The sequence below is a fragment of the Bradyrhizobium sp. LA6.8 genome (assembly GCF_040547935.1).
Classification (GTDB): domain Bacteria; phylum Pseudomonadota; class Alphaproteobacteria; order Rhizobiales; family Xanthobacteraceae; genus Bradyrhizobium; species Bradyrhizobium barranii.
The window spans coordinates 293847-308469 of record NZ_JBEPQQ010000008.1 but is presented as its reverse complement, the minus strand read 5'-3'; the positions used below and the strand labels follow the sequence as shown (position 1 = coordinate 308469).

12 protein-coding genes are annotated in these 14623 nt (G+C 64.8%); 7 read left to right on the top strand and 5 right to left on the bottom strand.

The window, feature by feature from the left end; all coding sequences use genetic code 11:
• Positions 1 to 143 precede the first annotated feature (143 nt).
• From ABIA90_RS33200 to ABIA90_RS33185, 4 genes are all read left to right on the top strand, one after another.
• Positions 144 to 1382, top strand: a complete 1239-nt coding sequence (locus tag ABIA90_RS33200) for an FAD-binding protein (RefSeq protein WP_354120838.1) — start codon at positions 144 to 146, stop codon at positions 1380 to 1382.
• The gene (gene glcF, locus ABIA90_RS33195) at positions 1379 to 2701 is read left to right on the top strand and encodes a glycolate oxidase subunit GlcF (RefSeq protein ID WP_354120839.1); all 1323 of its coding nucleotides are present in this window, start codon (positions 1379 to 1381) and stop codon (positions 2699 to 2701) included. Before ABIA90_RS33200 ends, glcF begins: the two co-directional genes overlap by 4 nt.
• A gap of 68 nt (positions 2702 to 2769) precedes the next feature.
• A complete protein-coding gene (locus ABIA90_RS33190) occupies positions 2770 to 3144 on the top strand; it encodes a histone (RefSeq protein ID WP_071909499.1) in 375 nt (124 codons plus the stop codon).
• Between the two features lie 448 nt (positions 3145 to 3592).
• A complete protein-coding gene (locus ABIA90_RS33185) occupies positions 3593 to 4624 on the top strand; it encodes a TorF family putative porin (RefSeq protein WP_071909500.1) in 1032 nt (343 codons plus the stop codon).
• Between the two features lie 256 nt (positions 4625 to 4880).
• Here the strand turns inward: ABIA90_RS33185 and ABIA90_RS33180 are convergent, their stop codons facing one another.
• A complete protein-coding gene (locus ABIA90_RS33180) occupies positions 4881 to 6644 on the bottom strand; it encodes an ABC transporter ATP-binding protein/permease (protein WP_354120840.1) in 1764 nt (587 codons plus the stop codon).
• Between the two features lie 307 nt (positions 6645 to 6951).
• On the opposite strand from ABIA90_RS33180, the gene ABIA90_RS33175 reads away from it, so the two are divergent.
• Positions 6952 to 8616 carry an L-lactate permease gene (locus ABIA90_RS33175; protein ID WP_135214805.1) on the top strand — a complete coding sequence of 555 codons (1665 nt, stop codon included), beginning with the start codon at positions 6952 to 6954 and terminating at the stop codon, positions 8614 to 8616.
• Between the two features lie 242 nt (positions 8617 to 8858).
• Positions 8859 to 9257, top strand: coding sequence for an META domain-containing protein (locus ABIA90_RS33170; RefSeq protein ID WP_063985629.1), 399 nt, complete (start codon positions 8859 to 8861; stop codon positions 9255 to 9257).
• A 135-nt stretch (positions 9258 to 9392) separates the two neighbouring features.
• On the opposite strand, the gene ABIA90_RS33165 is transcribed toward ABIA90_RS33170, so the two are convergent.
• The 3 genes from ABIA90_RS33165 to ABIA90_RS33155 form a co-directional block, all read right to left on the bottom strand.
• On the bottom strand, positions 9393 to 10604 hold the full coding sequence (locus tag ABIA90_RS33165) for a hypothetical protein (RefSeq protein ID WP_354120841.1): 1212 nt from the start codon (positions 10602 to 10604) through the stop codon (positions 9393 to 9395).
• A gap of 143 nt (positions 10605 to 10747) precedes the next feature.
• Positions 10748 to 12379 carry a chaperonin GroEL gene (groL, locus tag ABIA90_RS33160; RefSeq protein WP_354120842.1) on the bottom strand — a complete coding sequence of 544 codons (1632 nt, stop codon included), beginning with the start codon at positions 12377 to 12379 and terminating at the stop codon, positions 10748 to 10750.
• Between the two features lie 108 nt (positions 12380 to 12487).
• A complete protein-coding gene (locus ABIA90_RS33155) occupies positions 12488 to 12784 on the bottom strand; it encodes a co-chaperone GroES (RefSeq protein ID WP_014491914.1) in 297 nt (98 codons plus the stop codon).
• Positions 12785 to 13113: 329 nt separating this feature from the next.
• Between ABIA90_RS33155 and ABIA90_RS33150 the strand changes: the two genes are divergently transcribed.
• Positions 13114 to 13635 (top strand): hypothetical protein, encoded by a 522-nt coding sequence (locus ABIA90_RS33150; protein WP_063985626.1) that lies wholly within the window; start codon positions 13114 to 13116, stop codon positions 13633 to 13635.
• A 189-nt stretch (positions 13636 to 13824) separates the two neighbouring features.
• Here ABIA90_RS33150 and ABIA90_RS33145 read toward each other — a convergent pair whose 3' ends face one another.
• Entirely contained in the window at positions 13825 to 14604 is a 780-nt protein-coding gene (locus tag ABIA90_RS33145) for a protein phosphatase CheZ (protein WP_354120843.1), read from the bottom strand.
• Positions 14605 to 14623 lie beyond the last annotated feature (19 nt).

Here is a 14623-nt window from a genome sequence, read left to right as displayed (position 1 = left end):
ATCGAAGTGTCGATGTCGTGAACGCTTCGATCATGATCGAAGCGTTGTGGTCGCCCGTGCAGGATCCCCGACTGCACCGGCGCTGATCGCCGGCGTCACGCCGCATTTGATTTTGGCGGCGAATTTCGCTACCGCCTTTTCCCGTGGATACGCTCAGGGTCAGAGACGCCAAAGACGTCGAAGAGGTGGTGCGCGCGGCGATTGCCAACGAGCAGCCGCTCGAGATCATCGGTCATGGCAGCAAGCGCAGCATTGGCCACACAATGGCGACCAACGCCGTGCTCGACCTCTCCGCGCTGAATGCCGTCACCTCCTACGAACCCAACGAGCTGATCGTCACGCTCCAGGCCGGCGCCCCGCTGGCCGACGTGCTGTCGCTGATCGATGCCAAGAACCAGCAATTCGCCTTCGAGCCGATGAATACGGCGCCGCTGCTCGGCACGCCCGCGTTGGGTACCATCGGCGGTATGATCGCGGCCGGTCTCGCCGGTCCGCGGCGGATCAAGGCGGGCGGGGCGCGCGATCACCTGCTCGGGGCGCACGCCGTCTCCGGTTTCGGCGACAGCTTCAAGACCGGTGGCAAGGTGGTGAAGAACGTCACCGGCTACGACCTCTGCAAGCTGCTGGCGGGGTCCTGGGGCACGCTGTCGGTGATGACCGAGGTGACGCTCAAGGTGATGCCGAAGCCCGAAGCGGAGCGGACGCTGCTGCTGCGCGGGCTCGACGATGCCGCCGCCAACAAGGCGATGACCGCGGCGCTCGGCTCGCCCTTCGACGTCTCCGCCGCCGCGCATCTGCCGAAATCGGCCTTCCGGGCGAAGACCGACGGGCTGGGCGACATCGCCAGCCAGGGCGAAGCGCTGACCGTGCTGCGGCTCGAGGGCATCACGGCGTCCGCCGCGCACCGCGCCGGCTCGCTGCGCGAATTGCTGGCGCCGTTCGGAACCGCGACGCTGGTCGAGGATGTGGCGTCCGCCGCATTGTGGGCCACGATCCGCGACGTCCTGCCGTTCGCGGCTGGCGGTGCAGTTGGGGCCTGGCCGGTGTGGCGGATCGTTTGTCCGCCGGCTTCCGGCGCGGCGCTCGGGGCCCAGCTGGCGCGCGAGACCGGCGGCGACATCATCTACGATTGGGGCGGCGGCCTGATCTGGGCCGCACTGCCGCCGAAGGCCGATGCGCATGCCCCGGCCGTACGCCAGCGCGCGGATGCGGTCGGCGGGCACGCCACGCTGATCCGGGCGGCCGAGGACGTCAGGCGCGGTGTGGACGTATTCCATCCGCAGGCGCCCGGCGTCGCCGCGCTGAGCGATCGGGTCCGCGCCAGTTTCGATCCGAAAACCATTCTCAACCGGGGGCGGCTGACGCGGGGCGCTGCGGCATGAAGACCGAATTCTCACTGGCGCAGCTCGCCGACCCCGACATCGCGGAAGCCGACAAGATCCTGCGCGCCTGCGTCCATTGCGGCTTCTGCACTGCAACCTGCCCGACCTATGTACTGCTAGGCGACGAGCTCGATAGCCCGCGCGGCCGCATCTACCTGATCAAGGAGATGCTGGAGAAGGACCAGGCCCCGACGGCCGAGGTGGTCAAGCATATCGACCGCTGCCTGTCGTGTCTGTCCTGCATGACGACCTGCCCCTCAGGGGTGAACTACATGCACCTCGTCGACCAGGCCCGGGTCCGGATCGAACAGCGCTATCAGCGGCCGCTGACCGAGCGGCTGTTGCGCCAGGTGCTGGCCTTTGTCCTGCCGAATCCGCAGCTCTTCCGCACCAGCATGTGGCTGGCGCGCCTCGCCAGTCCGCTTGCCGTATTCCTGCCGACGCCGCGGCCGTCGGCGACGCCCGGCCTGATCCAGCGCCTCAAGGCGATGCTGGCGCTGGCGCCGAACCGTCTGCCGTCGCCGGGCCCGCTCCCCGGCAGCGTGTTCGCGGCACTCGGCAAGAAGCGCGGCCGGGTCGCGCTGCTGCAGGGCTGTGCCCAGCAGGTGCTGGCGCCGCGCATCAACCAGGCCGCCATCAGCCTCCTCACCCGCCACGGCATCGAGGTTGTCCTGGTCCGGGACGAGCAGTGCTGCGGCGCGCTGACCCATCATCTGGGCAACGACCAGGATGCATTGGCGCGGGCCCGCGCCAACATCGCGGCGTGGCGAAAGGAAGCGGCCGGCGAGGGGCTCGACGCCATCCTGGTGACGGCCTCCGGCTGCGGCACGGTGATCAAGGACTACGGCTATCTCCTGCGCGAGGACACGGCGTTCGCCGCCGATGCAGCGCAGGTGTCCACGCTCGCCAAGGACATCACCGAATTCGTCGCCGGCCTCGAGCTCGCGACCACTACGCGACAGGACAACATCGTCGTCGCCTATCACTCCGCGTGTTCGTTGCAGCACGGGCAGAAAATCACGGGCCTTCCGAAAGAATTGCTTTCCAAGAATGGATTCGTGGTGAAAGATGTGCCGGAGAGCCATTTGTGTTGCGGCTCGGCGGGGACCTACAACATTCTCCAGCCCGAGCTTGCGGGCCGGTTGCGCGACCGCAAGGTCGCCAACATCGCAAGCGTCAAGCCGGACATGATTGCCGCGGGCAATATCGGCTGCATGGTGCAGATTGCCAGTGGCACGTCAGTTCCGGTCGTACACACGATTGAGCTTCTCGATTGGGCTACGGGCGGGTCGCGGCCGGCATTGAATGCGTCGAGCTAGCCTTCGTCCGGAGGTGACGGCTGAAGACGCCCGATCGACCATTGTTCGGCGGCAACAGGAGGACCACGATGGCGAAAGCGAAGAAGAAAAAAAGCAAGAAGGCCAAAAAGGCCAAGAAGGCTGTAGCGGCGAAGAAGACCGCGAAGAGGGCAGCTAAGAAGTCCGCGAAAAAGTCTGCCAAGAAGTCTGCGAAGAAATCTGCCAGGAAGGCCGCCCCGAAGAAGGCCGCCAAGAAGGCTGCGAAGAAGTCGGCCAAGAAGGCTGCCAAGCCGGCTGCACCGAAGAAGGCCGCAAAGAAAGCGGCACCGAAGAAGGCGAAGGCAGCTCCTGCGCCGAAGCCCTCAGCGCCGGTGGCGGCTCCGGCTCCGGAGCCCGCCGCCGAGACAAGCTGGGCGATGCCTTCGTCTTCTGCGGAGCCGACGCCGGCCGAAGGGCAGGGTTAGGCCCCGAGGGGCCCCCACGGTTAGGGTCCAAGTCAGGTCCAAGGTGAGGGCCAAGGCTGGGTCCATCCCGACGACAACGACCGACAACAGGAAGGCCGCGGCGGTGACGCTGCGGCCTTTCTGCATCGGCACAATGGTCTCGGCGGTTGTCGTTTCTCGCGTCAGTCCGATTCGTGGCACAGGCACCACTGCACCGGCGGCTCCCGTATTAATCCGGGCGGCTCTGTGCACTTTGGAATGAAAATAATGTGATCGAGAAGCAACACAGGCGGACAACCTTCTGTAGAATCGTCAGAACGCCTAAAAAGTCGGCAGATGCTCGTGATTTTTGCTTCACGGTTCGCATCCTCCCATCCAGATTGTCGCGGTAACGAAATTTTGCAGACACGTCGTACGCCCGGGGGGCTTCCGGGAAACCGACTGGGTAGAACTGGTGATGGGGATCGAAATGAAAAAAGTGGCTTTGTTGGCAACGGCGCTGGCAATGGTGACGGGTTCGGCTTTCGCGGCAGACATGCCGGTCAAGGCTCTGAAGGCCCCGCCGCCGCCCGCCTTTGACCCCTGGGATGTCGCCTTCGGCGCCGGCATCATGAGCGATTACATCTTCCGCGGCGTCACTCAGTCGAACCACAATCCGTCGGTCGCGGCCTATTTCGAGCCGCGCTACAACGTCAACAAGGACCTCCAGCTCTACGTCGGTGCGTCCGCGGAGAGCATCTCGTTCCCGAACCGCGCCGCGGCTGAAGTCGACATCTACGGCGGTATCCGCCCGACCTTTGGCATGTTCGCCTTCGACTTCGGTATCTGGGGCTACCTCTATCCGGGCGGAAGCTGCTTCGGTTCGCAGGGCACCCTTGCCCAGGGCAATTGCGGCACCGGCCTCGACAATTCGCAGGGCGCGATCGGCCTTCCGATCAACGGCAACTTCGCCAAGAAGGACGCAAGCTTCTACGAAGTCTACGCCAAGCTGAATCTCAACATCAACGATCAGTGGGTCGTTGGTTTCAACGAGTACTATTCGCCGAACTTCCTGAACCTCGGTGCCTGGGGTAACTACGCCTCGATCACCGCCAAGTGGACCGCGCCGAGCACCACGTTCGGTGCCAGCGGCGTCGGCATGTATGTGTCGGGTGAATTCGGCCGTCAGTGGCTCGGCACGTCCGACATCTTCTACGGCATTGCCGGCGACCCGCTGTATTCCAACGGCATCAAGGAGCCGAGCTACAACACCTGGAACGTCGGCGTGGGCTTCACCTACAAGGTGTTCACGCTCGATCTGCGCTACTACGACACCGACCTCTCGAAGGGTAACTGCAACGCCTTCACCAGCGACTTCTCGGCCACCAACTCCAGCCCCGGTTTCGTGACGCCCATCAATGGCGGCGCGAACGCGGCCACGGCGTTCGGCTCCAACTGGTGCAGCGCGGCCGGCGTCGCCAAGCTCTCGGTCGACCTGACGGCGATGACCAACCTGAAGTAAGTTTCTTCCCGAGACGACCTAACGAGGGCGGCAGAGCAATCTGCCGCCCTTTTGCTTTGGGCTTGGGGTCGTCTGTGAGAGCGCTCGGCCTGCATGGTTCGAGACGCGCCGCAAGGCGGCGCTCCTCACCATGAGGGTCCAGGATCTTGCCGCGAGGACAGACCTCATCGTGAGGAGCCCGCCGGAGGCGGGCGTCTCGAAGGCTGGCTGCAACGAAGGTCCTATCGAGGTTGGCCTCAGGCTTGGTTGTGCCGCCTCAGCTCGCCGCGGTCGGCTCCGCCTGGGCCGGTTCGCCGTCCTTGCCGAGAACGTGGATCTCGCCGTCCTTCACCAACGCCACCTTGCGGGTGTGGAAGGCGTCGAGGGTCGAGCGGTGGCCGATCGAGACGATGGTGGCCTGCGGCAACTTCTCCGCCAGCAGCCGGTACAGCCGGGCTTCCGATGGTTCGTCCAGCGACGCCGTGGCCTCGTCGAGGAACAGATAATCCGGCACGTGCAGCAGGGCGCGCGCGAGCCCCAGGCGCTGCTGCTCGCCGAGCGAGAGCGTCCTGTTCCAATGACCGTCCTCGTCGAGTCGCTCGGCCAGCTTCGGCATGCCGACCGCAATGAGTGCGTCCCGGATTTTCTCGGGTGCGACGGCGCCATGTTCTGCCGGGTAGATGACCGCGTCGCCTAGCGGGCCGATCGGGAAGTAGGGGCGCTGCGGTAGCATCATCAGCTTCGATTTCCCGGGTATGGCGATGGTGCCGGTGCCGAACGGCCAGACGCCGGCGATGGCCCGGAAAAGCGTCGACTTGCCGGAGCCCGACGGCCCGGTCACCAAGACCCGCTCCGCCGGTTGGATCGTGAAGGCATCGGCTGCGACCAGAGGCGCACCGTTCGGTAGCTTCACGAGCAGCTGCTTGAGCGCGATCGCCGTCGTGCTGCCGGATGGTGCAAGGCCGATGGTCGGCTCATGCGTCGGCGGGTGTGCGGCCGAGGCCACCGACATCTCGAAGCCGTCGAGACGGGCGACGATCGCGCGCCATTCCGCCAGCGCCCGGTAGGCCACCACGAAGAACGACAGCGCACCCTGGACGCTCGAGAAGGCCGATGCCGTCTGCATCATGTCGCCGAGCTGGATCTTCTTGGCGAAGAAGGCTGGCGCCACCAGCACGTAGGGAAAGATCACGGCAGCCTGCTGATAGCTCGCCGTGAACGCGGTGAGGCGCTTGGTCCGGCTCATGATGGCGTACCAGTTGCCGATCACGAAGCCGAAGCGACGGAAGAGACCGCCGCGTTCGGCACCCTCGCCCTTGAGCAGCGCGATCTGCTCGGAATTCTCGCGGACGCGGACGAGGTTGAAGCGGAAGTCGGCCTCATAGCGCTGCTGCTCGAAATTGAGATTGACCAGCGGGGCGCCGATCCAGTGCGTCAACGCGGTGCCGAAGACCGCGTAGATCAGCGCGCCCCAGCACAGGTAGCCGGGGATCATGAGATCGGTGCCGAACAGGTGCAGCGGCGCGGCGTTGGACAGGCCCCAGAGGATGATCACGAAGGAGAACAGCGTCACGATCGCCGACAGCAGGCCCAGTCCGATCGTCAGGGTCTGCTCGACGAAGTTCTTGACGTCGTCGGTGATGCGCTGGTCCGGGTTGTCGGCCGCATCGCCCTTGAGCTGCATGCGGTAATGCGTCGAGCCGTCGAGCCATTCGCGGAGATAGTGTTGGGTGAGCCACTGCCGCCAGCGGATCTGGAGCCACTGGTTCAGGTACAGCTTGTAGACCGCCAGCGCGATCGCCGTGAAGGCGAGGCCGATGAAGATCCATATCTGCGTGACGAAGGCGTCCCAGTCGCTGTTCTGGAGCGCGCTGTAGAACCGGTTCTGCCACTGGTTCACCAGCACGTCGATCGCGACCAGCGCCAGCTCGATCGCGATCACGGCGGCGAGCAGGCCGCGACCGACCCACTTGTCCTCCGATCGGAAATAGGGGGCGGCGATTCGCCAGACGATCGCGAGCGTGGCGCTGATGTTCTTCACAGAGCTCTGTCTCCTGAGGGGATGTGCACAACGCCCATAGGCCAAATGGCTGTGGCAACGGCAGAAAGCGCTTAGACTAAAGTCGCAAGTTCAGCAATTTGCGTTGGCTTGTCGCAGCTTGCAACCCTAGCATGGGTACAACGGCGCGGGGTGGGGGCCTCCGGGACTTCGCGGGCTTGTGAGCGGACGGGAACCGCCGTACTCGCGAGGAATTCGCGTCCAGCTCGGGGGTTATCGCTTCCAGCGTCAAGCAGGTTCGGCTGTCCACGCGGGCCGCCTGCCGCAACAGGCGTGGGGGAGGAAGACCATGTGGAATCAAGTCTATGACCCGCTGCACAGCCCGGTGCTGTCGACGATCGCGGCGGCAATACCCGTCGTCACGCTGCTGATCCTGATCGCGAGCGGTCGCGTCCAGGCCCATATTGCTGCAATCATCGCCGTGATCGTGGCCAACCTGATCACGATCTTCGTGTTCACCATGCCGGCGAACATGTCGATCCGCGCCTCGATCCTCGGCATCGTGACCGGCTTCTTCCCGATCGGCTGGATCGTTCTCAACGTCATCTTCCTCTACCAGGTGACGGTGACCACCGGGCGCTTCGAGCTGCTCAAGCGCGCGGTCGGCGGCGTCACCGAGGACCGGCGGCTGCAATTGCTGCTGATCGCGTTCTCCTTCGGCGCGTTCTTCGAGGGAGCCTCGGGCTTCGGCACGCCGGTCGCCATCACGGGCGCCGTGCTGATCGGGCTCGGCTTCTCGCCGCTCGCGGCCTCCGGCCTGTCGCTGATCGCCAATACCGCGCCGGTCGCTTTTGGCGCGCTGGGCACGCCGATCCAGGGTCTTGCCTCGGTCACCGGGCTTGATCCCTACATCCTCGGCGCGATGGTCGGACGGCAGTTGCCGATCTTCTCTCTGATCGTGCCGTTCTGGGTGGTGTGGGCGTTTGCGGGTTGGAAGGGCATGAAGGACGTCTGGCCGGCGATCCTCGTCACCGGCGTGTCGTTCGCGGTCCCGCAATTCGTGATCTCGAACTTCATCAATCCCTGGATCGTCGACATCGGGGCGTCGCTGATCTCGATGGGCGCGCTGATCCTGTTCCTGAAGGTGTGGCAACCCAGGCAGCTCTGGTTGTCGCCGGCGCTGCGCGGGAACGATGAATCGGCCTCCACCATGGCCGCGGCCAAGCCGCTCGACAAGACGCCGCTGACGCAGAGCGAGCTCTTCAGCGCGCTGCTGCCATGGATCATCGTCTGCATCGTGATGCTGGTCTGGGGCAACGGCGGCTTCAAGACCTGGGCGAACTCGATCTTCACCTGGAACTATCCCGTTCCCGAGTTGCATCAGATGATCAACAAGATGCCGCCGGTCGCGCCAGGGCCGACCAAAGAGAGCGCGGTGTTCGGCTTCACCTACCTGTCCTTCACCGGCACGGGCATGTTGATTGCCGCGATCATCTCCGGCTTCCTGATGGGTGTCGGTCCCGGCAGGCTGCTGATCCAATACGGCCGCACCATCCGGCTCTGCGCGATCTCGCTGATCACGATCTCGGCGATGCTCGCAATCGGCACGCTGACGCGGCTCTCCGGCGTCGACGCAACGCTCGGCCTCGCCTTTGCTGCAACCGGCGTGCTCTATCCCTTCTTCGGCACGCTGCTCGGTTGGCTCGGGGTGGCGCTGACGGGGTCGGACACCGCCTCCAACGTGCTGTTCGGAAACCTCCAGAAGATCACGTCCGAGCAACTCGGCCTGTCGCCGATCCTGATGGCCGCGGCCAACTCGTCCGGCGGCGTGATGGGCAAGATGATCGACGCGCAATCGATCGTCGTCGCCTCCACTGCCACCAACTGGTACGGCCATGAGGGCACGATCCTGCGCTTCGTGTTCTGGCACTCGATCGTGCTGGCCTCCCTGGTCGGCCTGTTCGTGACGTTGCAGGCCTATGTCTGGCCGTTCACGGCGATGGTGCTGAAGTAGCAGGCCACGCCTCGCTTCAACGCAAATCCCCGCAGGGCTTCGCCGCCTTGCGGGGATTTTTGCATCTAAAGCACGATCCGGAAAAGTGCGAAGCGGTCTTCCGAAAAGATCATGCTCAAACAACAACCTGAAGCACGATGACGATTCGTCCCAATCTCATCGCGCTTTAGCCTCCGCGAACCTTCTCAACGGGGCCGCCGTCTTATAGAACGTGCCGCAAATCAGGTCGGTCGAGAGGTCTCATGGTTTCGCTCAAGCAGATGGCGTGTTTGGCGGTTGCAATGCTCGCGATGTCCACGCTCGCGCGTGCCGAGGACGGTTTTCCGTTCGGTACCGAGATGACGCTGGAGGCCCTGCCGCAGCCGGGCTCGAAGCGGATTCCGAACATCGAGATCGGCGACAATGGCGAAGTCGTGCTGGAGCTCTGGTGCAAGGGTGGCAAGGGCCAGTTCTCGGTCGCCGGCAACACGGTGATCTTCGTCCCCGGCCAGATCCAGGACCGTTCCTGTCCGCCGGCCAGGGCGCAGGCCGACGACGAACTCGTCGCGTCGCTCAGCAGCGTCGAGACCTGGAAGCGTCAGGGCGACGTACTGACACTGATCGGTCCCAAGCCGCTGCGCTTTCGCACGACGGGGAATTGAGGCGCGATCGCTGTCGTGCCCCGGCTTGACCGGGGCACCCAGTACGCCGCGGCCTCTCGATTCAACCACAACTGTCTCGGAGTACTGGATCGCCCGGTCAAGCCGGGCGATGACGGCGAGAGTGGGTGTCTGCGCCTACTTCCACACCGACTTGTCGGCGTCCCAGCGCTGGCCTTTCAGCTCTTTCGCGAGGGCCTCGACTGAGCCGTTGTCGTCGGGCTGATCGCCTTCCTCGTCGGCCGAAGCGTCATCCGAGAGATTGAGCTTGGCGCCGCTGCTCTCATCGGCGGTCGTGGTCGAGGGGCTGCCGATCCAAAGCATCAGTTTGTCGGTCGTGCCCGGCTTGTCGGGCGAGATGAGGCCTGCAACCTCGATCGTGTCGGTGAGCTCGAGTGCCGGAAAATCCTGGTTCGGTCGCTTGAAGACGAGCTTGAGCTTGCCGGTGGCCGGGTTGAAGCTGTGCGAGACCTGCTTTGCCGCAAGCGTCCGGCTCAGCACGCCGGCGACGGCTGAGGCGAGCTTGTCACGGCTGATCTTGTCGCCGTCGCGCCAATCGGCCGCGGGAAAGCGGATGGTGCGGTCCATCTCGGTCATGCCCGCGGTCCAGCCCGCCGCGGTGACGCCGGGCATCGCCTTGAACTTCGCCAGCAGCGCGCCGGCGCGTTCCGGATCGACCGACATGTTGATGGTCTGCTCGCCGGCACGCAGCGCGTCGCAGCCGACGGTCAGGCTCGCCAGCGTCACCTCGACGTCCTGGCCCTTCAGGCTCTTCAGGAACTCGGTCGCCGCATCCAGCTTGACCTTGACCGCGATCGCTTCCGGAGAGACGTCGGTGAAATCCTTCGGCTGCGGCGTGATGCCGTCGTCGGAAGTCTGGTTGTCCTGAAATTCCTTCTCGCTGAGATCGGAATTGTCGGGTGAGGTGACCTCGGTCACGGCCTGGCCGATCGCGATCTGGCCGCGGAACTCGAACGTGTCGCCGGACTGTTTGCGCAGCAGCTTGACGGTGACGGGCGCCTTCTCGCCGAGGCTCTGCGTCGTGCCCGTCAGGTTCTGGCCCGCGACCTGGAGATTGACGACGAAGCGGTCCTTGCGGTCGGAATTTTTTGCGACGGGATAGCAGACGTCGAGCACGGCCGCCGTCACCGTCTTGCCCTGCCGCGTCTCCTTCAGGATCACGTCGGCATTGCCGTCCATCAGGCCGTCGATCGAGGTGAAATAGCGGGTCTCCGTCCCGCCCGGCGCCGTGGCCTTCGGCGACAGCTTCATCTGGGCCGATGTGACATCGGGCGAGACGGCAAGCAGGGCCGCCAAAAGGGCTGTCGAACAAACCAGAAGCGCACGCATCGATGAATCCTCGCGCAATCGAATCGGCGCGCCACCGTAGTGGGTTTTGGCCGCCGGTTGAATTGGAAAGCAGAAGGGGCAGGGTCGGCAAAAAAGAAGGCCGCCCGGAGGCGGCCTTCGCAACATTGTAACGGAACGGAGGCTTAGAAGCCGCCCATGCCGCCGCCGCCCGGCATGGCGGCCGGAGCTTCCTTCTTCGGCGTTTCGGCGACCATGGCCTCGGTGGTCACCAGCAGGCCGGCCACGGACGAGGCGTCCTGCAGCGCGGTGCGGACCACCTTGGCGGGATCGATGATGCCCTTCTCGACCATGTCGACATAGTCCTCGTTCTGGGCGTCGAAGCCGAAGGTCTCGGACTTGTTCTCCAGGATCTTGCCGACGACGATCGAGCCTTCCACGCCCGCGTTCTCGGAGATCTGGCGGATCGGGGCTTCCAGCGCCTTCAGCACGATGTTGATGCCGGCCTGGACGTCGGCATTGGCGTTGGTGAGACGGCCCACCGCCTTCTTGGCGCGCAGCAGCGCGACGCCGCCGCCGGGGACGATGCCTTCCTGCACCGCGGCGCGGGTGGCGTTGAGCGCGTCCTCGACGCGGTCCTTCTTCTCCTTGACCTCGATCTCGGTCGCGCCGCCGACGCGGATCACCGCGACGCCGCCGGCGAGCTTGGCGAGGCGCTCCTGGAGCTTCTCACGGTCGTAGTCCGAGGTGGTCTCCTCGATCTGGGCCTTGATCTGGCCGACGCGGGCCTCGATCTCCGGCTTCTTGCCGGCGCCCTTGACGATCGTGGTGTTCTCCTTGTCGATCACGACCTTGCCGGCACGACCGAGCATCTTCACCGTGACGTTCTCGAGCTTCATGCCGAGGTCCTCGGAGATGAGCTGGCCGCCGGTGAGGATCGCGAGGTCCTCGAGCATGGCCTTGCGGCGGTCGCCGAAGCCCGGCGCCTTGACGGCGGCGACCTTCAGGCCGCCACGGAGGCGGTTGACGACCAGGGTGGCCAGCGCCTCGCCCTCGACGTCCTCGGCGATGATGACGAGCGGTTTGCCCGACTGCACCACGGCTTCCAGCACCGGCAGCATGGCCTGAAGGCCGGACAGCTTCTTCTCGTGCAGGAGGATGTAGGCGTCCTCGAGCTCGGCGGTCATCTTCTCGGCGTTGGTGACGAAGTAGGGCGACAGATAGCCGCGGTCGAACTTCATGCCCTCGACGATGTCGACCTCGGTGTCGAGCGACTTGTTCTCCTCGACGGTGATGACGCCCTCGTTGCCGACCTTCTGCATCGCCTGGGCGATCATCTTGCCGATGGCGGCATCGCCGTTGGCCGAGATGGTGCCGACCTGGGCGACCTCGGAGGAGGCGGCGACCGGCTTGGCGCGCTTTTCAATGTCCTTGATCACCGCTGCAACCGCGATGTCGATGCCGCGCTTGAGGTCCATCGGGTTCATGCCGGCGGCAACCGCCTTGGCGCCTTCGCGCACGATGGCCTGGGCCAGCACGGTCGCGGTGGTGGTGCCGTCGCCGGCGAGGTCGTTGGTCTTGGAGGCGACCTCACGCAGCATCTGGGCGCCCATGTTCTCGAACTTGTCCTCGAGCTCGATCTCCTTGGCGACGGTGACGCCGTCCTTGGTGATGCGGGGCGCGCCGAAGCTCTTCTCGATGACGACGTTGCGGCCCTTCGGACCGAGCGTCACCTTGACGGCGTTGGCGAGAATGTCGACGCCGCGCAGCATGCGATCGCGCGCGTCTCCGGAAAACTTGACGTCTTTGGCAGCCATTTCTTCAATCCCTCGTGTTTCGTGATGTGTTTGCCGCTTGCGGAATGACCGAATGCCCGGATCGCGCGATCCGGGCATGACATTCAGCGGCTGTTCAGGCTGACGGCCTTAGGCCATGACGCCCATGATGTCCGACTCCTTCATGATCAGGAGCTCTTCGTTGTCGATCTTGACCTCGGTGCCCGACCACTTGCCGAACAGCACGCGGTCGCCGACCTTGAGGTCGATCGGGATCAGCTTGCCGGCCTCGTCGCGGCCGCCGGGGCCGACGGCGACGACCTCGCCCTGGGACGGCTTTTCCTTGGCGGTGTCCGGAATGATGATGCCGCCCTTGGTCTTTTCCTCGGCGTCGATACGTTTGACCACGACACGGTCATGCAGCGGACGAAATTTGGATTTAGCCATGACGTTTCCCTTTGGAGGCTCGCTTCGGAAGGAATGGAAGTGGGTAGGGGCGGCGTCCGTCCACCCTCTTGCCGAGGATCGAACGGCGCGCTTAGCAATCGGGCTTTCCGAGTGCTAATAGTGCGCCCGGAAATATGGCTTGGCCGCGATCCTGTCAAGCAAGGGTGGTTAAGCGATTGGTGAGGCGGATATAGGATCGTGTCTAGAGAAACTTATTGGTCGCGCTGGCGTATAAAGGACGTCATTGCTCCGACAGCGGTTTTGCGCTTGGCTGCAGGAGGGATGCGGTCGGGGTCTCATTTGGGGGACGGTTTGCTCGGGGGAATGTCATGATCAGGTCAGCTCACGCACGCACGGTTGCCAATCTGGCGGCCGCCTCTTGCCTGGCGCTGCTGCTTGGCGCCTGCGGCGGCGGTATGAGCCTGCCGTCGTTCTCGTCGTCTTCGCCGCCGCCCGAGGCCGAGCCCGGCACCGGCCCGGAAATGCCGGCGAGCATCCGCGCCGACGAGATCGTCGGCCGCTGGGGTCTCGCCTCGTTCCAGAACCCGGCCGACCGCGCCCGCACCGAGGCCGCGGCCCGGGCGCAGTGCAAGAATCCCTACGTGATCACCGCCGGTTCCTCCGGCGGCGTGATCATGCATCTCGCCGACCAGGCGACGCCGCAGGAGCTGCGGCTGAAGGGCTCGCCCAGCGGCAAGAACTACATCGGCCCGGCGGGTCCCACCCCCGGCGAGCAGGACCGCGAGATCGTCTCCTTCGACGGCCGCGTCCTGATCACCCGCTTCATCGACAAGGACGCCGCCACCCGTTACGGCAACATGGTCTACGTCCGCTGCGCGCCAAGGGCGTAGTCTTTCCTTCGTCATGCCCCGGCTTGACCGGGGCATCCAGTACGCCGCGGCCTCTCGGCTCAATCACCGCCGTCTCTGGAATACCGGATCGCCCGGTCAAGGCCGGGCGATGACAGTGGAGGGGATGCTCCACAAACAAAAAACGCCGGCTCTCGCCGGCGTTTTGTTTTTCAGTAGTGCCGCGCCCGATCAGTCGAACAGCGCGTCGATGTCGTCCTGCGAGGCGTGGCCGACGTCGCCGGCGAGCTTGGGGCCGTTGAGGAGCTTTTCGTCGTCGCTGCGGGTGTCGGCCGGCGCGGGCACATGGGCCTTGATCGCGTCGACGCCGCCCCAGATCTCCATCATCGCATTGATGTGCTGCTCGATGAACTTCATCGTGGTCATGACCTTGCTGATGCGCTGGCCGGTCAGGTCCTGGAAGTTGCAGGCTTCGAAGATCGAGATGACGCGTTCCTGGATGTCGTCGGCGAGCCGCTTCTGCTGGTCGGCCGATTGCACCTTGGACATCGCGCTGGCCGCCTGGTCGATCGATTCGGCGGCTTCGAGGATCTGCTGGGTCGCCTGCTCGGTGCCGCCGACGACCGCGCCGAGCTCGCCATTGACCTTGGCCATCTCGCCGCCGTCGAAGCTCTTGCCGTGCAGCGTCGCGATCTCGCGCTTGGTGCGATCGATGGCGTCGTGGATGAGGTCGAGCTCGACCTTCAGCTTCTCGCACTGCTCGATCTGCGCCCGGTAGGTGTCGAGCATGGTACGAGCTTCAGAGAGCTCGTGGGCGGTGGAGGCGTCGATCGCCGCCATGGCCGCGCTGCCGGACAAGGGCACGGTGCCCTTCGCCATCTGTGCGCGGATCGCACGCAGCTCCGCCATGATCTCGCTATGCATCGGCGCAGCCTCCTCAATCATTTCGGGGCTGGGCATCTCGCCGACAATAGCCTCCTCGACACGAAAACGTTTGCGGTGAATAGCCATCAGGAACTCCCCCCACCTC